The sequence below is a fragment of the Nocardioides sp. Z24_21 genome (assembly GCF_058134345.1).
This window is the reverse complement of record NZ_JBYTTH010000001.1, coordinates 555,249-573,148: the sequence shown is the minus strand read 5'-3', so window position 1 is coordinate 573,148 and position 17,900 is coordinate 555,249. Positions and strand designations below refer to the sequence as shown.

23 protein-coding genes are annotated in these 17,900 nt (G+C 73.0%); 14 read left to right on the top strand and 9 right to left on the bottom strand.

Annotation, left to right across the window (positions count from 1 at the left end; all coding sequences use genetic code 11):
- Positions 1 to 29: 29 nt before the first annotated feature.
- The 4 genes from ligD (AC3X7Z_RS02795) to AC3X7Z_RS02780 all read left to right on the top strand — a co-directional run bounded on the left by ligD (AC3X7Z_RS02795) (position 30) and on the right by AC3X7Z_RS02780 (position 3,843).
- On the top strand, positions 30 to 962 hold the full coding sequence (gene ligD / locus AC3X7Z_RS02795; protein ID WP_489975378.1) for a non-homologous end-joining DNA ligase: 933 nt from the start codon (positions 30 to 32) through the stop codon (positions 960 to 962).
- Positions 959 to 1,861 (top strand): non-homologous end-joining DNA ligase, encoded by a 903-nt coding sequence (ligD, locus tag AC3X7Z_RS02790; RefSeq protein WP_489974927.1) that lies wholly within the window; start codon positions 959 to 961, stop codon positions 1,859 to 1,861. Before ligD (AC3X7Z_RS02795) ends, ligD (AC3X7Z_RS02790) begins: the two co-directional genes overlap by 4 nt.
- Positions 1,862 to 1,937: 76 nt before the next feature.
- Positions 1,938 to 2,630, top strand: coding sequence for a response regulator transcription factor (locus AC3X7Z_RS02785; protein WP_186340629.1), 693 nt, complete (start codon positions 1,938 to 1,940; stop codon positions 2,628 to 2,630).
- 22 nt (positions 2,631 to 2,652) lie between these two features.
- Complete coding sequence (locus AC3X7Z_RS02780; RefSeq protein WP_489974926.1) at positions 2,653 to 3,843, top strand: NAD(P)/FAD-dependent oxidoreductase; 1,191 nt, start codon at positions 2,653 to 2,655, stop codon at positions 3,841 to 3,843.
- A gap of 27 nt (positions 3,844 to 3,870) precedes the next feature.
- Here the strand turns inward: AC3X7Z_RS02780 and AC3X7Z_RS02775 are convergent, their stop codons facing one another.
- The 4 genes from AC3X7Z_RS02775 to AC3X7Z_RS02760 all read right to left on the bottom strand — a co-directional run bounded on the left by AC3X7Z_RS02775 (position 3,871) and on the right by AC3X7Z_RS02760 (position 5,761).
- Positions 3,871 to 4,377, bottom strand: a complete 507-nt coding sequence (locus AC3X7Z_RS02775) for a DUF1269 domain-containing protein (protein WP_186340631.1) — start codon at positions 4,375 to 4,377, stop codon at positions 3,871 to 3,873.
- A gap of 174 nt (positions 4,378 to 4,551) precedes the next feature.
- A complete protein-coding gene (locus AC3X7Z_RS02770) occupies positions 4,552 to 5,076 on the bottom strand; it encodes a DUF3995 domain-containing protein (protein ID WP_489974925.1) in 525 nt (174 codons plus the stop codon).
- A 70-nt stretch (positions 5,077 to 5,146) separates the two neighbouring features.
- Positions 5,147 to 5,554 (bottom strand): DUF3224 domain-containing protein, encoded by a 408-nt coding sequence (locus AC3X7Z_RS02765; RefSeq protein WP_186340633.1) that lies wholly within the window; start codon positions 5,552 to 5,554, stop codon positions 5,147 to 5,149.
- A 63-nt stretch (positions 5,555 to 5,617) separates the two neighbouring features.
- Positions 5,618 to 5,761 carry a hypothetical protein gene (locus AC3X7Z_RS02760; protein ID WP_206054407.1) on the bottom strand — a complete coding sequence of 48 codons (144 nt, stop codon included), beginning with the start codon at positions 5,759 to 5,761 and terminating at the stop codon, positions 5,618 to 5,620.
- A 194-nt stretch (positions 5,762 to 5,955) separates the two neighbouring features.
- On the opposite strand from AC3X7Z_RS02760, the gene AC3X7Z_RS02755 reads away from it, so the two are divergent.
- The 3 genes from AC3X7Z_RS02755 (at position 5,956) to AC3X7Z_RS02745 (ending at position 7,993) form a co-directional block, all read left to right on the top strand.
- Entirely contained in the window at positions 5,956 to 6,312 is a 357-nt protein-coding gene (locus tag AC3X7Z_RS02755; RefSeq protein WP_489974924.1) for a YciI family protein, read from the top strand.
- Positions 6,309 to 7,562, top strand: a complete 1,254-nt coding sequence (locus AC3X7Z_RS02750) for an RNA polymerase sigma factor (RefSeq protein ID WP_489974923.1) — start codon at positions 6,309 to 6,311, stop codon at positions 7,560 to 7,562. The genes AC3X7Z_RS02755 and AC3X7Z_RS02750 overlap by 4 nt, the downstream gene beginning before the upstream one ends.
- Before the next feature lie 182 nt (positions 7,563 to 7,744).
- Positions 7,745 to 7,993, top strand: coding sequence for a hypothetical protein (locus AC3X7Z_RS02745; RefSeq protein ID WP_489975377.1), 249 nt, complete (start codon positions 7,745 to 7,747; stop codon positions 7,991 to 7,993).
- Here AC3X7Z_RS02745 and AC3X7Z_RS02740 read toward each other — a convergent pair.
- The 3 genes from AC3X7Z_RS02740 to AC3X7Z_RS02730 are packed head-to-tail and all read right to left on the bottom strand — an operon-like array spanning position 7,985 to position 11,138.
- Entirely contained in the window at positions 7,985 to 8,890 is a 906-nt protein-coding gene (locus AC3X7Z_RS02740) for an NAD-dependent epimerase/dehydratase family protein (protein WP_489974922.1), read from the bottom strand. The genes AC3X7Z_RS02745 and AC3X7Z_RS02740 overlap by 9 nt on opposite strands.
- Positions 8,887 to 9,831, bottom strand: a complete 945-nt coding sequence (locus tag AC3X7Z_RS02735) for a bile acid:sodium symporter family protein (RefSeq protein ID WP_186340638.1) — start codon at positions 9,829 to 9,831, stop codon at positions 8,887 to 8,889. Before AC3X7Z_RS02735 ends, AC3X7Z_RS02740 begins: the two co-directional genes overlap by 4 nt.
- On the bottom strand, positions 9,828 to 11,138 hold the full coding sequence (locus AC3X7Z_RS02730; RefSeq protein WP_489974921.1) for a flavin-containing monooxygenase: 1,311 nt from the start codon (positions 11,136 to 11,138) through the stop codon (positions 9,828 to 9,830). Before AC3X7Z_RS02730 ends, AC3X7Z_RS02735 begins: the two co-directional genes overlap by 4 nt.
- Positions 11,139 to 11,319: 181 nt before the next feature.
- On the opposite strand from AC3X7Z_RS02730, the gene AC3X7Z_RS02725 reads away from it, so the two are divergent.
- From AC3X7Z_RS02725 to AC3X7Z_RS02695, 7 genes are read left to right on the top strand one after another with little or no spacing between them, the layout of a single operon-like run.
- The gene (locus AC3X7Z_RS02725; protein WP_489974920.1) at positions 11,320 to 12,585 is read left to right on the top strand and encodes a TadA family conjugal transfer-associated ATPase; all 1,266 of its coding nucleotides are present in this window, start codon (positions 11,320 to 11,322) and stop codon (positions 12,583 to 12,585) included.
- Complete coding sequence (locus AC3X7Z_RS02720; protein ID WP_489974919.1) at positions 12,585 to 13,439, top strand: type II secretion system F family protein; 855 nt, start codon at positions 12,585 to 12,587, stop codon at positions 13,437 to 13,439. The genes AC3X7Z_RS02725 and AC3X7Z_RS02720 overlap by 1 nt, the downstream gene beginning before the upstream one ends.
- Positions 13,436 to 14,377: a type II secretion system F family protein gene (locus AC3X7Z_RS02715; RefSeq protein ID WP_489974918.1), complete on the top strand. Its 942-nt coding sequence runs from the start codon at positions 13,436 to 13,438 to the stop codon at positions 14,375 to 14,377. The genes AC3X7Z_RS02720 and AC3X7Z_RS02715 overlap by 4 nt, the downstream gene beginning before the upstream one ends.
- Positions 14,378 to 14,400: 23 nt before the next feature.
- Positions 14,401 to 14,607 (top strand): hypothetical protein, encoded by a 207-nt coding sequence (locus AC3X7Z_RS02710; protein WP_489974917.1) that lies wholly within the window; start codon positions 14,401 to 14,403, stop codon positions 14,605 to 14,607.
- Between the two features lie 7 nt (positions 14,608 to 14,614).
- Positions 14,615 to 15,010 carry a TadE/TadG family type IV pilus assembly protein gene (locus AC3X7Z_RS02705; RefSeq protein WP_489974916.1) on the top strand — a complete coding sequence of 132 codons (396 nt, stop codon included), beginning with the start codon at positions 14,615 to 14,617 and terminating at the stop codon, positions 15,008 to 15,010.
- A complete protein-coding gene (locus AC3X7Z_RS02700) occupies positions 15,007 to 15,477 on the top strand; it encodes a hypothetical protein (RefSeq protein ID WP_489974915.1) in 471 nt (156 codons plus the stop codon). Before AC3X7Z_RS02705 ends, AC3X7Z_RS02700 begins: the two co-directional genes overlap by 4 nt.
- Positions 15,470 to 15,913: a Tad domain-containing protein gene (locus tag AC3X7Z_RS02695; protein ID WP_489974914.1), complete on the top strand. Its 444-nt coding sequence runs from the start codon at positions 15,470 to 15,472 to the stop codon at positions 15,911 to 15,913. Before AC3X7Z_RS02700 ends, AC3X7Z_RS02695 begins: the two co-directional genes overlap by 8 nt.
- A gap of 30 nt (positions 15,914 to 15,943) precedes the next feature.
- On the opposite strand, the gene AC3X7Z_RS02690 is transcribed toward AC3X7Z_RS02695, so the two are convergent.
- Both AC3X7Z_RS02690 and AC3X7Z_RS02685 read right to left on the bottom strand, forming a co-directional pair.
- Complete coding sequence (locus AC3X7Z_RS02690) at positions 15,944 to 16,600, bottom strand: response regulator (RefSeq protein ID WP_489974913.1); 657 nt, start codon at positions 16,598 to 16,600, stop codon at positions 15,944 to 15,946.
- Positions 16,597 to 17,805, bottom strand: coding sequence for a sensor histidine kinase (locus tag AC3X7Z_RS02685; RefSeq protein ID WP_489974912.1), 1,209 nt, complete (start codon positions 17,803 to 17,805; stop codon positions 16,597 to 16,599). Before AC3X7Z_RS02685 ends, AC3X7Z_RS02690 begins: the two co-directional genes overlap by 4 nt.
- Positions 17,806 to 17,900: the final 95 nt, after the last annotated feature.

The window sequence follows — 17,900 nt, the reverse complement described above, 5'->3', positions numbered from 1 at the left end:
CTGGTGCCAGACTGCACCCCGTGCGCCCGATGCTCGCCAGCAAGACCGACCGCGTGCCCGCGGGGGCCGAGTGGCTGCACGAGGTCAAGTGGGACGGCGTACGCGTGCTCGTCGACGTCCGCGACGGCGGCGTGCGGATGACCAGCCGCAACGACAACGACGTCACCCCGGCCTGGCCCGACCTGGCCGTCTCGCCGCTCGGCGACCGCGACGTCCTCGTCGACGGCGAGGTGATCGCCCTCAACGAGCGCGGCGTCCCCGACTTCCGGGTGCTCCAGCACCGCATGCACGTGCGCAACAGCCGGGAGGTGGCCCGCCTCGTCACGGCGGTGCCGGCCACGCTGATGGTCTTCGACCTCCTGCGCCTCGACGGCGACGACCTCACCTCCCGACCGCTGGAGGAGAGGCGGGCACTGCTCGAAGGGCTGCCGCTGGCCGACTCGACGTGGCAGGTCCCGGCGTCGTACGACGACGGCGACATGCTCTTCGAGGCCACCCTGCAGCAGGGCCTGGAGGGGGTGGTGAGCAAGCGCCGCTCGTCGCGCTACCGCTTCGGCGCCCGCAGCGAGGACTGGCGCAAGCTCGCCCACCGCCACCGTGGCTCGTTCGTCGTCGGTGGCTGGCGCCCCCAGGTCGGCACGACCGACCGACTCGCGGCCCTGCTCGTCGGCGAGCAGACGCCCGACGGCCTGCTCTACCGCGGACGGGTGGGCAGCGGCATCGCCGGCGCCACCAGCGCGCGGCTCGCCGGCCTGCTCGCCCCGCTCGCGACCGGGACGTCGCCGTTCGCCGACGAGGTGCCGCGGGTCGACGCGGCCGGCACGTTCTGGGTGGAGCCGCGGGTCGTGGTGGACGTCGACACCCACGGGCTGGGCTACGACCGGCTGCGCCAGCCGTCGTTCCAGGGCGTGCGGGACGACGTGACGCCCGAGGACCTCTCCCGAGGGGAGCGGAAGGCGTGAGCGAGGTGCAGGTCGACGTGGAGGGCCGCACGCTCACCATCAGCAACCTCGACAAGGTGCTCTACCCGCGCACCGGCACGACGAAGGGGGAGGTGCTCAACTACTACGCGCAGGTCTCCCCGGTCCTGCTGCCGCACCTGCGCGACCGCGCCGTCACCCGCATCCGCTGGCCGCACGGCGTCGAGGGATCGAGCTTCTTCGAGAAGAACGCGCCCTCCCGCACGCCGTCGTGGGTGCGCACGCACGAGGTGCCGACCACGGGCTCGCGCTCGGGCAAGGGCGACGGCACCATCCGCTTCCCGATCTGCGACGACCTCGCCACCCTCACCTGGCTGGCCAACCTCGCCGCCCTCGAGCTGCACGTCCACCAGTGGACCGTCGACGCGAAGGGCCGGCCGCGCAACCCCGACCGGCTCGTCATCGACCTCGACCCCGGCGAGCCCGCAGGGCTTCACGAGTGCGCGCAGGTGGCGCTGCTGGTGCGCGACGCGCTGGTCGAGCGCGACCTCGGCTGCACGCCCGTCCTCAGCGGGAGCAAGGGGCTGCACCTCTACGCCCCGCTGCCCACCGGGCGCGGCAGTCTCGACAGCGACGGCACGACGGCCCTGGCCAAGGAGGTCGCCGAGGAGCTGATGAGGGAGCACCCCGAGCAGGTCACGAGCGTGATGACCAAGGCCAAGCGGCCGGGCAAGGTGTTCCTCGACTGGTCGCAGAACTCCGGCTCCAAGACGACCATCTCCCCCTACTCGCTGCGCGGCCGGGAGCGACCCACCGTCGCGGCGCCGCTGACCTGGGCGGAGGTCGAGGAGGGGGCCGCCGACGACCTCGCGCTCGAGCAGCTCTCGATGGACGAGGTGCTCCGCCGGGTCGCCGAGCTGGGCGACGTCTTCGAGGCCTGACACCCCCAGGGGTGAGGCGGACCACGGCCGTCCGATTCGCCCCACCGTTTGCTGGAAGCGCCTCTATGCTCTCGCCATGGCTCACGACGTGCTGGTGGTGGAGGACGAGGAAGACATCGCCGTCCCCCTCATGCGCACGCTCGAGCGTGAGGGCTACGAGGTCAACCGGGTGTCCGTGGGCTCCGAGGCCGTGTCGTTCGCGGTGGGCGCGGGGCCGGCGCTCGTGATCCTCGACCTGGGCCTGCCCGACATGGACGGCATCGACGTGTGCCGCCAGATGCGCTCGGGCGGCTACCTCGGCGGCATCATCATGGTGACCGCCCGCGCCGGCGAGCTCGACCGCGTCGTCGGGCTCGACGTCGGTGCCGACGACTACCTCGCCAAGCCGTTCGGCCTCGCCGAGCTCCTCGCGCGGGTGCGGGCCCTGCTGCGCCGCAGCGGCGGCGCGCCGGCGCACGACGCCACGACCGTCACCACGTCCTCGGGCCTGCGCATCGACGCGGGCTCGCGCCGCGTGCACCTGGGCGAGCGCGAGATCGCGCTGACCGCCAAGGAGTTCGACGTCCTCGCCGTCCTCGCCACCCACCACGACAAGGTCGTGTCGCGGGAGACGCTGATGACCGAGGTGTGGGACCAGAACTGGTACGGCTCGACCAAGACCCTCGACGTCACGATCGGGCGCCTGCGCAGCAAGCTGGAGGCCGCCGCGGCCGGCGAGAAGGTCGTCGCGATCCGCGGGGTCGGCTTCCGCCTCGAGACCGGCACCTGACACCGCGGGCTAGCGTGGCAGGGTGCCCGACACCCCCCAGCACCACGACGTCCTGATCGTCGGCGGCGGCAACGCCGGCATCTCGCTCGCCGCCCGCCTGCTGCGTGACGGGGCCCCCGACGTCGCCGTGGTCGAGTCCCGCCCGGTGCACCGCTACCGCCCGCTCCTCAACTACGTCGGCGGTGGCGAGGCGACCATGGCGTCGCTCTCCCGCCCGGCGGATCGGGTCGTGCCCGAGGGTTGCACGGCGCTGCGCGACGAGGTCGTCGCGGTCGACCCGTCCGGGCCGTCGGTGGAGACCCGCTCGGGTCGCCGCCTCACCGGCACGACGCTGGTGGTGTGCCCCGGTCTCGACGAGGACTGGGACGCGACCCCGGGCCTGCGCGAGGCGTACGCCAGCGGGTGGGCGGCCTCGACGTTCGACGACGACACCGCCGCGGGTGTCTGGCCGGCGCTGCGCGGGGTGCGGTCGGGGCGCGTCGTGTTCACGGTCCCGCCCGAGCCGGCGCCGTGTGGCGCGACCGCGCTCAAGCCGCTCTTCATGGCCTGCGACCACTGGCGCCGTGCCGGCGTGCTGCACGACGTCGACGTCCACCTGGTGCTCCCCGGCCGCACGCCGCTGGGCCTCGACGGGCCGGACGCCAGCCTCGAGGCGGCGCTGGCGTCGTACGGCGTCACGGTCCACCGCGAGTCGCTGGTCACCGGGCTCCACGACGGCCGGGTCACGCTGGTCACGCCGACCGGGCCCGACCGGCTCGACGACGTCGCGTTCGCGCACGTCGTGCCGCACTACCGGGCGCCCGGCTGGGTGGCCGACTCCGGCCTCGCCGGGGGCCACCCCGCGGGCCTGGTCGACGTCGACCCGCTGACGATGCGGCACCGCCGCTTCCCCGACGTGTGGTCGCTCGGCGATGTCGCCGACCTGCGCACCCGGCCCTCGGGGGGAGCCCTGCGCAAGCAGGTCGCCGTGCTGGCGCCCAACCTCCTCGCCGCCCGCACCGGGGGGCCGATGGCGCACTACGACGGCTACACCGTCATGCCGATCACGACCGCGCGGCGCCGGCTCATGCTCGTCGAGGTGGACCGCGACGGCCGACCGCGGCCGAGCGTGCCGTTCCCCGACCTCACCGTGCCGCGGGCGGTGACCTGGTGGGTGGACCGGTACGCCCTTCCGCAGGTCTACTGGCGCCGCATCCTGCGCGGCCGCGTCTGAGGCGACGCGGCCGCGTGCCCGGGTCGCTCAGGCGTCCTGGTGGTCGTCCTCGACCGCCGCGCGGAGCTTGGCCTCCTCCTCGGCGGACAGGTTGGTCTCGATCAGCTCGCCGCGGATGCCCTCCTCGCGCAGGGAGCTGTGGACGCGGTCGATCACGGCGTCCGAGCTGAGCACGAAGAGCGCCGAGGTGCCCGGCGTGACCTTGGAGCGGACGTCCTTGATGAACTTGTCGTCGATGCCGATGTCGGTCAGGGCGCCGATGAGGGCGCCGGTGGCGGCGCCGACGGCGAGGCCGATCAGCGGGATGAAGAAGATGATCCCGAAGAGCAGGCCCCAGAACATCCCGCCCAACAGTCCCGGGCCCCAGAGGTCGTTGGCCTGGCGCGTGCGGGGGCGCTTCTTCCCCTCGGGCCACGACACGGTGGCGGCGTCGAGCACCGTGATGAGCTCCTGGCGTTGGAGCTTGAACAACGCCTTCTCCGCCTGCTCGGCGCCTTCCGGGGTGTCGAACTTCCACACGGTCAAGGTGGCCATGTCTGCTCCTCCGAGTTCGGTCCAGTGAGTCGGCCACGGGTCGTGGTCGCGATCCCGACGCTATGTGCGGCCGACGGGGGGGAACAGGGGCCAACGACACGGGTCCCCGCGCGCTCGTGCGGAGGCGGTGCCGGTCGGGTGGCGTACGCGTCCCGGGGGCTGGTCGGGCCGGTCTCAGTCGGTGTCGGTGGCCGGGCGCGGCCGGCGCCCGACACGGGCCGGGCCCGCGGTGCGAGCGGCGTGCGCGCACAGCAGGCCGCCGATGACGAACCACGGCTCGACGGCGACCAGGAGGTAGGGCGGCATGGGCCCGTCGGGCACCAGCAGGAGCAGGGACAGCAGCCCGATCGCGCCTCGGACGAGCAGCAGGACGGCCGTGACCTGCAGGACGCGGCGCCAGCCGGGGACGTGCGTACGAGGTCGCAGCGCGAGCCAGCCGCACAGGAGGGCGCCGAGCACCGAGGCGACGGTGACGCCCCAGTTGTAGGCGGAGAACCAGGTCGTCCCGAGCGCGGCGTCGGCGGCCCCGCTCTCGGCGCCGAGACCGCCACGGCCCCCGAACGCCCAGTAGAGGTGCGGCGCGGCGAACAGCAGCGCCCACAGCGCCAGCGCGCCGTGGGCCGTGCGGGCGGCCCGCTCGTCGACCGGCTGCGGGGCGGCGCCGGACCCGGCCGGTGTCGCGATGGGCTTCCTCGTCACTCGACCATGATCGCGACGGGGGTGCTCGCAGACCATCGATATTGCAGCCGCGGGGTCGGGGGCGGCGTCGCTAGCCCAGATCGTAGGACAGCCAGATGCGGTGCACCCCGGTGTCGTCCACGGTGATCCCGCCGGTCCCCGAGATCGCGCTGAGCTCGCCCGAGCCGCTGGACGGCACGATGGCGAGGTGCTCGGCGGTGCGGTCGGTGCCGGAGGTGCTGGCGGAGTGGACGAAGTTGAAGGCCCCGCTCCGCTCGCCCAGCGATCCCTCGAACGCCTCGACCGCGACGTAGGTGCCGACACCGGTCGTGTCGTCGAACACCGAGGTGAAGACGGTGGCGGAGCGGCCGGAGAGCTCACCGGCGAACTCCTTCAGCATCACCGCCACACCGATGGGCAGCCGCGCGGTGATCGCCGGCTCCGGACTGATCGAGGCGGGCTGGAACTCCGCCACCGTGAAGGTCGCTTCGGCACGCATCGCGCGAGACTAGTGCCGTGGCTGCCGGGCACGCACCTGCTTTCCGGGGGCTGGTGCGACGGGTCACCGCGATGCGGCGCCCCGCTGGACGACACGCCACCACCGGCGACGGGCGAGCCTCGTTCGTTCGGCGTGCTCGGCTGCGCGGATGTGGTCCTGCGCGATGGCGAGGAACATCTCGGGATAGGCATCTCGGAACGGCGGCATCAGGGGTACTCCTTCGGGTCGTCCGGATCCGCTGTCGCCGGAACCGGGTCTACTCGTCCGACGAGGACCGAGGCGCCACCATCGACAGACCGGTCGACGACCTGCCGATCCCACCCGGGTCCTGTCGATCGTGGCGCCGGCGGTTCGTCGTAGGAGTAGACAGACCCCGGAGAGAGCACGAGAGGACGCGCGCGATGGCGAAGTACATGATCCTGATCTACGGCGACCAGCAGCAGTGGGACGAGATGACGCCCGAGGAGCAAGAGGCTCTCTACGCGGCGCACGCGGCCTTCGCGGCGTCAGCGGGGCCCCGGATCCTCGACAGTGCCGAGCTCCAGCCCCCACCCATGTCGACGACGGTGCGCTCGGATGCCGGCGGTCGGATCGTCACGACGGACGGGCCCTTCCTCGAGACCAAGGAGGTCCTCGGCGGCTACTACGTCCTCGAGGCCGCCGACCTCGACGAGGTGCTCGCGCTGGTCCCCGGGCTGCAGGAGGTGCATGCCCACCACAGCGGCGTCGAGATCCGCCCGCTGGTGGACCACGGATGAGCGGTGAGGTCCTCGCTGCGCTCGCTGACGCGCACCGCACCGACTGGGCCCGGATCCTCGCGACCACGGCCCGGGTGACGGGGGACCTCGGCCTCGCGGAGGAGTGCACGCAGGACGCCTACGCCCGCGCGCTGGAGACGTGGTCGCAGTCGGGCGTTCCGTCGCGGCCGGCCGCCTGGCTGACGCAGGTCGCCCGCAACCGGGCGCTCGACATCGTGCGGCGCGACTCCGTGTGGCGGCGTTCGCTGCCGCAGCTGGTGCAGAGCGCGTCGGTGCCGGGCCCGGAGGACGGTCTCGACGACGACCGGCTGCGGCTCATCTTCACCTGCTGCCACCCTGCGCTCGCTCGCGAGGCGCAGGTCGCGCTGACGCTGCGGCTGGTCTGTGGGATGTCCACCGTCGAGGTGGCCCGTGCCTTCCTCGTGCAGGAGTCGACGATGGCCGCGCGGATCACCCGGGCGAAGAAGAAGATCGCGGTGGCCGCGATCCCCTACCGGGTGCCGACCCCCGACCACCTGCCCGAACGCGTCGGAGCCGTCCTCGAGGTGGTGCACCTGATCTTCACCACCGGGCACACAGCACCCGTCGGGACCCAGCTCGTGCGTCACGACCTGGTCGACAACGCCATCGGTCTCGCCAGGTTGCTGCGCACGCTCATGCCGAACGACCCGGACGCCGCCGCCCTGCTCGCCCTCTTCCTCATCAACGACGCGCGGCGTGCGACACGGGTGGGCCCCGATGGCCGGCCCCGCGTCCTGTCCGAGCAGGATCGGTCGCAGTGGGACCGGGCCGCGATCGCGGAGGGCACGCGCCTGCTGAGCGCGGCGCTGCGGAGCGGCCCCCCGTCCCGCTACGCCCTGGAGGCAGCCGTGGCGGCGGTCCACGCCGATGCGCCGACGTGGGAGGCGACGGACTGGGGGGAGATCGTCGACCTCTACGACGTCATGATCCGCCGCTTCCCCTCCGCCGTCGTCGCGCTGAACCGTGCCGTGGCCGTCGGCCTCCGGGACGGCCCGCGAGCCGGGCTCGAGGCGCTCCGGCCGCTGATGGACGAGCCGGCACTGGCGACGTACGGCGGATACCTCAGCGCCGCGCGGGCCCACTTCCTCCTGAGCCTCGGCAGCCACCGAAAGGCGCTCGAGGCGTACGAGGAGGCGTTGGCGCTCACCGACAACGAGGCGGAGCGTCGATTCCTCGCCGGGCGGCTCGAGGAGGCGCGGCACGGCCCCACGACCGCGCAGGACCGGTGACGACCCGGTCCGCGACGACCTTTCGGGCCGCGGTCAAGTCCTAGGGTTCGTCAGCAGACGCCGATGAGTTCCACAGCGGCGAGCCGATCCTGGTCGTGGCGTGCAAGGCGTCGGTGAACGCCGGACCGGGCAACGACCTCGTCATCGCCGAGGCCGAGTCCGGCGACCGCGACGGCGCTGAGATGGGCACCCCGGAGTGCGGCACGTACCGCGCGGTCGTGAACGGCGGCCGGGGCGACGACACGATCAAGGGCACCCCGGGGGACGACCACCTGGACGGCGACCGCGGCCGCGACGCCACCAAACGGCCGCGGCGGGCGCGACACCTGCGACGCCGAGCGCCGGGTGCGATGCGACCGTCGCACCTGACTGGCACGGCCCTCTGCTCGTACGCAGCCGGGGACGCTGTGCGGACCGGGTGGTCAGGATGACCGCCGAGCGGCCCTCCATTCGTCGAACGCCTCGCGCGACGTCCTGGTCGGGGTGTACCCGAACACCGCCTTCAGGCGCGTGTTGTCGAGCACCGGGCGATACTGCAGGAACCGCGTCTGCTCCGGTCCGTACGGGGAGAGGCCGATTCGCGACGCCACGGCGAGCGCGCCCCGCAGGACCGGCTCGGGGACGGTCAGCACCGGCTTGCCGAGCAGTCCGGCGATCTCGGTGATCGTCAGCGCGCCGTCGCCCGCGACGTTGAAGACGCCGGTGACCGACCCGGTCACGGCCCGCTGGATGATCGCGACGACGTCCTCGTCCCAGATGAACACGAACGGCGACTCCGACCCGCGGATCCGCAGCAGCCGCCTGCGCTCGAACAGCGCGGTGATCTGGTTGTCGACCGACCGCCCGAGGATGGTGCCGATGCGCAGCACGACCTGCTCCAGGGAGGGGTAGGACGCGAGCATCTCCTCGACCAGCCGCTTGTGGTGGCTGTAGGCGAACTCCTCGTTGCCGCGGACGGGCTGGTCCTCGGTGATCCAGGCCGGGTTGTCCGCGTGGTAGCCGTACGCGGCCCCGCTGGAGGAGACGACCACGCGCCGCACCCCGGCGGCGACACAGGCGTCGAGGACGTGGCGCGTCCCGGTGACGTCGACGGCGTGCTCGAGCTCGCGGGTGGAGCCCGGGCCGGGGGTGACGATCGACGCGAGGTGGACGACCACCTCCGGCCGCTCGGCCGAGATGACCTGCGAGACCTGCTCCGCCGAGGTCACGTCCATGACCACGCTCGGTGGCCGCAGGTCGGTGCTCACCACCTCGTGTCCGGCCGCGGCCAGCCCGCGCACGACCGACGAGCCGAGGAACCCGCCGCCTCCGGTGACCAGGACCTTCATGCGGTCACCTCCGCCGAGGTCGTGGCGGGTGCCGTGCCGCGGACCCGCCGCCAGGCGACGGCGACGGTGAGCCCGGCGATGATGTCCCAGATGCCCCACCAGGCCGCGACCAGCGCCATGCCCCCGAGGCCGTCGAAGTAGGTGAACACCAGCAGCAGACCGAGCCCGGCGTTGCGGATGCCGACCTCGAAGGTCATCGCCCGGACGCTGCCGTCGGGCAGGCGGGCGCCCTTGCCGACGGCGTACCCGAGCGCCAGGGCGAGCGCGTCGTGCAGGAACACCGCGATCAGCACGACCCCGATGTAGTCGACGAAGACGTCCCAGTTGTTGGCGACGCCGATGACGATGATCCCGGCGAGCGCGACGTAGGACAGCGGTCCGACGATGCGGTGCCCGACCGCCGCGATCCGGGGCCACAGCCGGGCGATGGTGATGCCGAGGGCGAAGGGGACCCCGATGACCAGCCCCACCTCGACGAGCATGTCGCTCGCCGAGAGCGAGATGTCCTCGAGGATCGCCTTGCCCGTGGGGTGCAGGCCGCCCCAGAACGCGACGTTGAGCGGCATCAGGAAGATCGCGAGCACGTTGCCGACCGCGGTCATCGACACCGACAGCGCGACGTCGCCGCCGGAGCGGTGGGTGAGGATGTTCGAGACGTTCCCCGGCGGGCAGCAGGCCACGAGGATCAGCCCGAGTGCGAGTGAGGCACGCAGGTCGAGCACCAGCGTGAGCAGGAAGGTGATCGCCGGCAGGGCGAGGAACTGGACGAGCACGCCGACGGTGATAGCGAACGGGCGCCTGAGCGCGACCGCGAAGTCCTCGAGCCTCGTGTCCAGCGCGATACCGAAGAGGATCGCGCCGATGACGATCTTCAACGTCGTCAGCGAGCCCTCCTCGAAGACGATCCTGATGGTGTCGACGTCGGTGGCCATGGGGGTCATGCCTGGAGCCTCTCGATCTCGGCGCGCACCGCGGAGCGGTAGGCGTCCTTGTTGACGTAGTAGGACATCCGCTCCAGTCCGAGGTAGCGGTATCCGCCCGAGAGGTCCGGCCGGGGCCCGCCGACGCGGGCCTCGAAGTCGCGTGCGGCGGCCGGGTTGTCGCTGCGCGCGCGCAGGTACGCCGCCACGAGCTCGGCCTGCTCGTAGCGTCCCTGCCAGCCGATGCCGGAGGCCTCGATCATGCCGAGCACGAAGAGGTCGGGGTCCTCCTGCGTGAAGATGTTGAGGTAGAGGTCCGGCGCGCTCCCTCGGCCCTTCCAGCGCAGCAGCGCGGGGTCCAGGAACGGGTAGTGCAGGTGGTAGCCGGTGGCCAGCACGATCACGTCGTACGCGCTCGTGCTGCCGTCGACGAACTCGACCTCCCCTCCGGCGAACCGGCGGACGTCCGGTCGGACGGCCAGGTCGCCGTGGCCGAGGTGGTGCAGCACCAGCGAGTTCACGATCGGGTGCGACTCGTAGATCTTGTAGTCGGGCCTGGGGAAGCCGAACTTCACCGGGTCGCCGGTGAACAGCTTGAGCACGCGGGAGTCGATCGCCTGCTTGATCCGCGGCGGCAGCGGCCTGCCCTGGTTGAGGGTGTCCGCGGGCTTGCCGAACAGGTACTTCGGGACGAAGTAGTAGCCGCGCCGCACCGACATGTCCACCGAGGCCGCGTGGTGGACCGCGTCGACGGCGATGTCGCACCCGGAGTTGCCGGCGCCGATGATCAGCACCCGCTTGCCCGCGAGCACCGTGGGCGACTTGTAGGCGCTGGTGTGGAACATCTCGCCGTCGAAGGATCCCGCGAACGCCGGCACCGACGGCTCGCTGAGCGTCCCGTTGGCGGCGATCACGCCGGCGTGGCGGCGTTCGACGGTCCCCGCCGGACCCGTGGAGACCACCGTCCAGGAGCCGTCGCCGGTCGGCCGCGCGGAGACGACCTCGGTGCCGAACGCGAAGCCGTCGGTCAGCGAGTAGGTCTCGGCGAAGTTGCGGAAGTAGCCGAGCAGCTCGCGGTGCGAGGGGTAGTCGGCGACGTCGGCGCGCATCGGGTGCTCGGCGAACTGCGTGGTGGTCTTCGACGAGATCAGGTGCGCGGACTCGTAGACGGTGCTCCGCGGCCCGCCGATGTCCCAGAGTCCGCCGACGCCGGACGCCAGCTCGTAGCCCGACCAGGGGATGCCGGCCTTCTGGAGGTTACGGGCGGCGGCCAGGCCCGAGGGGCCGGCCCCGATCACGGCGTAGGTGTCGCGGGTGTCGTGGGTCACGCCGGGCATGATGTCGGCATGCGCCCCGTGCTCGCCACTCCGGGGCGACACGCGCACCCTCCACGCCGACAGCCCGCGTGAGGGGCTGCTCTCCACAGATTGGTCCAGACCTCTGTTTTGCGCCCGCTCGGTGCGGGTAGTTTCCGAGTGCCGGCAACCTTCTCGGGATGGGGGCACCACCATGACGCTGGCGCGTCCAGACACCGCAGACAACAGCATGGTCGAGGCCCTCGACGCCCGCGTGCGCGAGCAGGTGCGGCGCGAGGGTGTCGACCCGCAGCGCGAGCCGGCCGTCGTGCGCCGCATCGCCGAGGACGTGGTGCGCGCCCACGACGAGCTCAGCCTCACCGGAGCGGTGGCCCCGATCGCCGACGACGGTGCGGTGGTCGGCGAGCTGGTCGCCCGGCTCTCCGGCTTCGGCCCGCTCCAGCCCTATCTCGACGACCCCGAGGTGGAGGAGGTGTGGATCAACGACCCCAGCCGGGTCTTCATCGCCCGCCGCGGCCGCCACGAGCTCACCAACCTGCGCCTCGACGCCGCGCAGGTCGACGAGCTCGTCGAGCGGATGCTGAAGTCGAGCGGGCGCCGCCTGGACATCTCCACCCCCTTCGTCGACGCGATGCTGCCCGAGGGCCACCGCCTCCACGTCGTGCTGGAGGGCATCGCGCGCGGGTTCACCGCGGTCAACATCCGCAAGTTCCTGCTGCGCGCCCACCGGCTCTCCGACCTCGTGGCGCTCGGCAGCCTCACCCCGCAGGCCGCCCGCTTCCTCGAGGCGTCGGTGCGTGCGGGGATGAACATCCTCGTCGCCGGCGGCACCCAGGCCGGCAAGACGACCATGCTCAACTGCCTGGCCGCAGCCGTGCCCGGCGGCGAGCGGGTCGTCAGCGCGGAGGAGGTCTTCGAGCTGCGCTTCAGCCACCCCGACTGGGTCGCGATGCAGACCCGGCAGGCGGGGCTCGAGCAGACGGGCGAGATCGTGCTGCGCGACCTGGTCAAGGAGGCGCTGCGGATGCGCCCGAGCCGGATCCTGGTCGGCGAGGTGCGCGCGGCCGAGTGCCTCGACCTGCTCCTCGCGCTCAACTCGGGGTTGCCCGGCATGTGCACCCTCCACGCCAACAGCGCCCGTGAGGCGTTGGTCAAGATGTGCACCCTGCCGCTGCTCGCGGGCGACAACATCTCGGCCCGCTTCGTGGTGCCGACGGTGGCGAGCAGCGTCGACATCGTGGTGCACCTCGGCCTGGGCGCCGACGGCTTACGCCGGGTCAACGAGGTCGTGTCGGTGCCGGGCCGGGTGGAGGCCGACATCATCGAGGTCGAGCCGATCTTCGTGCGGCACGGCGGCGAGCTGCGCCGCACCGGCGGAGTGCCGGCCCGGGTCGAGCGCTACGAACGGGTGGGCATCGACGTCCACCAGGTGCTCGCGTCCGAGGAGGTCGGTCGCTGATGGGCGCGCTCGTCGGGCTGGGGGTGGGCGTCGGCCTGCTCCTGATCTGGTCGGCGTTCGTCCTGCCGCGGCGGCCGAGGTCCGGGGCGCCGACCTCGACGGCGCTCAGCCGGCTCCTCGGTCGTGCCGGGCTCTCCGACGTCACCCCGGCGAGCGTCCTGACGCTCTGTGCGGTGCTCCTCGCGGTCGCCTTCGCGCTCGTGCAGGCCGTCTCGCGCACCCCACCGGTCGCGTTCACCTTCGCCCTCATGGCCGCCTACCTGCCCATCGCCGTCCTCCGCCAGCGCGCGACCCGGCGGCTGCGCGAGTTCGCCGAGGTGTGGCCCGAGGCGGTCGACAACCTCGCCAGCGCCGTGCGGGCCGGCCTCTCCCTGCCCGATGCCGTCGCCGCCCTCGGCACCAACGGGCCGGAGGCGCTGCGCGCCGACTTCTCCCGGTTCGCCCTCGACTACCAGGTCACGGGGCGGTTCGGCGAGTGCCTCGATCGGCTCAAGGACAGGCTCGCCGACCCCGTCGGCGACCGGGTGGTCGAGGGCCTGCGGCTTGCCCGCGAGGTCGGCGGCGGAGACCTCGGCCGCCTCCTGCGCAACCTCTCGGGGTTCCTGCGCGACGACGCGCGCACCCGCTCCGAGCTCGAGTCGCGGCAGGCCTGGACCGTCAACGGCGCCCGGCTGGCCGTGTCCGCGCCGTGGATCGTGCTGCTCCTGATGTCGTTCCAGACGACCGCCATCCGGCAGTACGCCTCACCCGGCGGCGTGCTGGTGCTCGGCATCGGCTTCGGCGTGTGCGTGCTCGCCTACGCCGCGATGATGCGGATCGGCCGGCTGCCCATCGAGAAGCGGATCCTGTCGTGAGCACCGCGGTGTGGGGCGCGTTCCTCGGCGGCACCTCCGGGGCCGGGCTGTTGCTCGTCCTGACGCGGGTCGCGGTGCTGCGGCGCCCGCTGCTCTCGGTGCGGGTGCTGCCCTACCTGCGCGACGTGCCACGCCTCGACGAGACCGCCGTCCTGCGGCCCGTGGTGTCGACGCCGACCTCGGCGGCCGCGCGGATCTTCGGGCCATCACTGCGCCGGGCGGCCGACGTGGTCGAGCGGGTGCTCGGCGGGAGCGCGTCGGTGCGCCGTCGGCTCCAGCGCGCCGGGCTCGACCGGACCGTCCAGGACTTCCGCACCGAGCAGGTCGTGTGGGGCCTCGTCGGCTTCGCGGCCGCCGCCGCGGTCGTCCTGCTGCGCGCGCTCGGCGGGGTGGGCGGCGTCGCGTCCGGCCTGGTCTTCTGCCTGCTCGGCTTCGCGGGCGGCGTCTCCCTGCGCGACAACCGGCTCAGCACGCAGGTGAAGGAGCGCGAGCGCCAGATCCTCGTCGAGTTCCCCACGGTCGCCGAGCTGCTGGCCCTGTCCGTGGCGGCCGGGGAGAGTCCCGTGGCGGCGCTCGACCGGGTCGTGCGCCGCAGCAACGGTGCCCTGTCCGACGACCTCGCCCAGGTGCTCGCCCGGATCCGCACCGGCGAGCCCGTCGGCGCCGCGTTCGAGTCGTTCGCGCGCTCCACCGGCCTGCCCATCGTGGCCCGGTTCGCGACGGGCATCACCGTGGCGATGGAGCGTGGCACCCCGCTGGCCGACGTGCTGCACGCCCAGGCCGCCGACGTACGCGAGGCGGGCCGGCGCCTGCTCATCGAGACGGCGGCGCGCAAGGAGATCGCGATGATGGCTCCGGTCGTGTTCTTCGTGCTGCCGGTGACCATCCTGTTCGCCTTCTACCCGGGCGTGCTCGGCCTGCGCCTCACCACCCCCTGATGCCTCCAACGAAAGGACACGTCATGCCTCCACCCCTCTCGAGACCCCTGCTCCACCTCCACCTCGTGCACCTCGACCTCGCAGGCCGCCGCCGCGACGACCGGGGCGACGTGCCGGGGTGGGTGATGGTCACGCTGATGACCGCCATCGTCGTGGCAGCGCTCACGCCCTTCGTCAGCGACGAGCTGCGCTCCCTGCTGTCGCGGGCGTTCTCGATGGTCAGCGGCTAGGCCGGACGTGCTCCGCGGCACCCGCCCCGGCGAGCGAGGGGCAGCGGTCGTCGACTTCGTCCTCGTCCTGCTGGTCCTGCTGCCGCTGGTCATCGGCATCCTCCAGCTCGCGCTGGTGCTGCACGTCCGCAACACCCTCGCCTCGGCCGCGGCCGAGGGCGCCCGGCACGCCGCGGTCGCCGGGTCGTCCGCACCGGCCGGCCAGGCGAAGGTGCACGAGCTCGTGGACGGCGCGCTCTCGCGCGACTTCGTCCACACCGTCACCGTCCGACCCGCGCTCGTCGGGGGCGCGCCCGGCTACGTGGCCGTCGTCGAGGCCGACGTCGGCCTGCTGGGGCTCGGTCACACCGGGGTCCCGATCCGCGTCACCGGCCATGCCGTGGCGGAGGTGCCGACCCCGTGAGCCTGCCAGTGGTCCGGCGCCGCGACGAGCAGGGCTCGGCGCTGGTCGAGCTCAGCTGGCTGGCGATCATCCTGCTGGTGCCCCTGGTGTGGATCGTGATCTCGGTCTTCGAGGTCCAGCAGGGGGCGTTCGCCACCAGCGCCGCCGCGCGTGCGGCCGGTCGGGCCTACGCACTCGCTCCCGACGACGCGACCGGTGAGCGCCGAGCCGAGGCCGTGGTCAGCCAGGTTCTCGCCGACCAGGGCGCGCCGGGCCAGCGCGCCCGGGTGACGGTCACGTGCGACGCGCCGGCGGGCGACTGCCACGTCGGCACCTCGGTCATCACCGTGCGCGTCGCCTCGGGTGTCCGGCTGCCGTTCTTCCCCGCGATCCTCGGCAGGGGGTCGGCGAGCTTCTCCCTCGACGCGACGCACACCGTCCCGATCGGCCAGTACGTCGAGTCCGGGCCGGACGAGCCCGATGGGTGAGCGTGACGAGCAGGGCCAGGTCACCCTGCTGATCATCGGCTTCGCGAGCATCCTGCTCATGGCGATCGTGGTGGTCATCGACGCGTCGGCCACCTACCTCCAGCGCCAGGGCCTCGACAACCTCGCCGACGGCGCCGCCCTCTACGGCGCCGACCTCGGCTCGGCCGGCATCTACGAGCAGGGCCTCGACGGCGAGCGGCTCACCCAGCAGGAGGCCGCGGTCGAGGCCGGGGTCCGCGACTACCTCGCCCGCGCCGGCGCAGGCGCGAAGTACCCCGGCATCCGGGTCGGCGTACGCGTCGACCCCGTCGGGCGCTCGGTGACCGTCCGCCTCAGCGCGCCGCTCGACCTCCCGCTGACGATCCCGGGATCGCCGGCCAGCCCGCTCGTCGGCGCGAGCAGCACCGCTGCCGTGACCGTGGTGCCGGGCGGGTGACGGCAGGCTCGCGCACTCGGTCGGCGCAGGTCAGGAGCCCGGTCCCTGCAGGTAGGCGAGCACGGCCATCACGCGACGGTTGTGGTCGTCGTCGGGCGGCAGGTCGAGCTTCATGAGGATGTTGCCGACGTGCTTCACCACGGCGAACTCGCTGACGAAGAGGCGCGAGGCGATGGCCTGGTTGGAGAGCCCTTCGGCGAGGAGGGCGAGGACCTCGCGCTCCCGCGGGGTCAGGCGGGTCAGCGGATGGGTGGTGGTCCGGAGCAGCTGGGTGACGACCAGCGGGTCCAGCGCGGTGCCGCCCGCGTGCACGCGGTGGATGGTCGCGAGGAACTCGGCCACCTGGGTGACCCGATCCTTCAGCAGGTAGCCGAAGCCCGCACCCGACGCGGAGTCGAGCAGGTCGGTGACATAGCTGCGCTCGACGTACTGGCTCAGCACGATCACCGGCAGGTCGGGACGACGTTCGCGGAGCCGGGTGGCGGCGCGCAGGCCGTCGGCCCCGAGGTGCGGCGGCATGCGTACGTCGGTGATCAGGATGTCGGGCCGGTGCCGCTCGGCCGACGCGGTGAGCGCGTCCGCGTCGCCGACGGTGTCGACGACGTCGAGCTCACCCATGCTCAGGATCGCCTTGAGCCCTTCGCGGAGCAGGGCGTTGTCCTCGGCGAGCACGACGCGCAGGGTCATGGCCGGTCCCCGATCGGTGCGGTGATCCTCGCGCGGGTCGGACCGCCGCCGGGGGAGTGGAGCTCGAGGCGGGCGTCGATGGCCGCCAGCCTGTCGCTGACCCCGGTGAGTCCCGCGCCGGTCGGGTCGGCGCCCCCGCGGCCGTCGTCGGAGACGGTGATCACCACGCTGCCGTCCTGCCTGACGACACTGATCCCGACGCGGCCGGCGTCGGCGTGCTTCGTGACGTTGCTGAGGAGCTCGGCGGTGGCGAAGTAGAGGGACGCCTCGAGGTGCGGGGGCAGGCGCCCGCCGAGCCTGTCGTCGATGGTGACGGGCATGGGTGCCCCGCTCGCGAGCTCTCCCAGGGCAGCGGTCAGGCCGTGGTCGTCGAGCACCTGGGGATGGATGCCGCGCACGAAGCGGCGCAGGGTCTCGAGCACCGACAGTGACTCGCGTTGCGCCTGCGCCACGAGGGGCCGGGCGGAGTCGTCCTCGGGGATGACGGCCAGGGCGAGGCCCAGGGTCATGGACACGCGCAGCAGCTCGGGCTGCACGCCGTCGTGGAGGTCGCGCTCGATGCGTCGGCGCTCGACGTCGAAGGCATCGAGGATCCGGGCCCGGGACGTGGTCGCGGCGGCGAGGTCCTGCTCCAGCCGCTCCTCGCGGCCGAGGAGCACGGCGTGCGCCAGGCGGGAGTCGAGCGCCGCGAGCCGCGGCGCACCCACCAGGAGTGCGGTCAGGCAGCCGAGACCGATGAGGGCGACGACGATCGCCGGGCCCTGGTCGTCGATCCGCCAGGGGCCGAAGTCGACCCGGTCACCGCGCGAGACCAGCAACGGCGCGAGCGCCGCCACCGCGGAGACGAGCGTGACGACGAGGACGAGTGCCGTGACCGCGGACCTGACGGTGAGCGTGGTGGCGAGCCAGGCGAGGGACGGACCGTCCAGCCAACCCCTCGGTCGAGCCGGCGCCCTCGTCCGGAGACGACGCCGCGACCGGGCGGCCAGGGGACGGGCCGTCGCGAGGGCCAGCAGGCCGGAGAGCACCAGTGCGGCCAGCAGGAGGGACGCACCGGCGACGCGATCCGGGCCGAGGAAGGCCTGCTGCGCCCCGAGGACGCCGGGGATGAGGCCCAGCGTCATGACGAACCACACCGCCAGGACCTCCAGCGCGCTCGCGGCGAGACGCAGCACGGCGAGCACGGCACCTGGTCGACCGGGCATGGCGGCCATCCTAGGAGGAACAGGACGCCCGGACGGTATGGCTGGCCCTACCCTCGACGCGGCAGCTGGCGCCAGTGAGCACGGACCGGATCCGC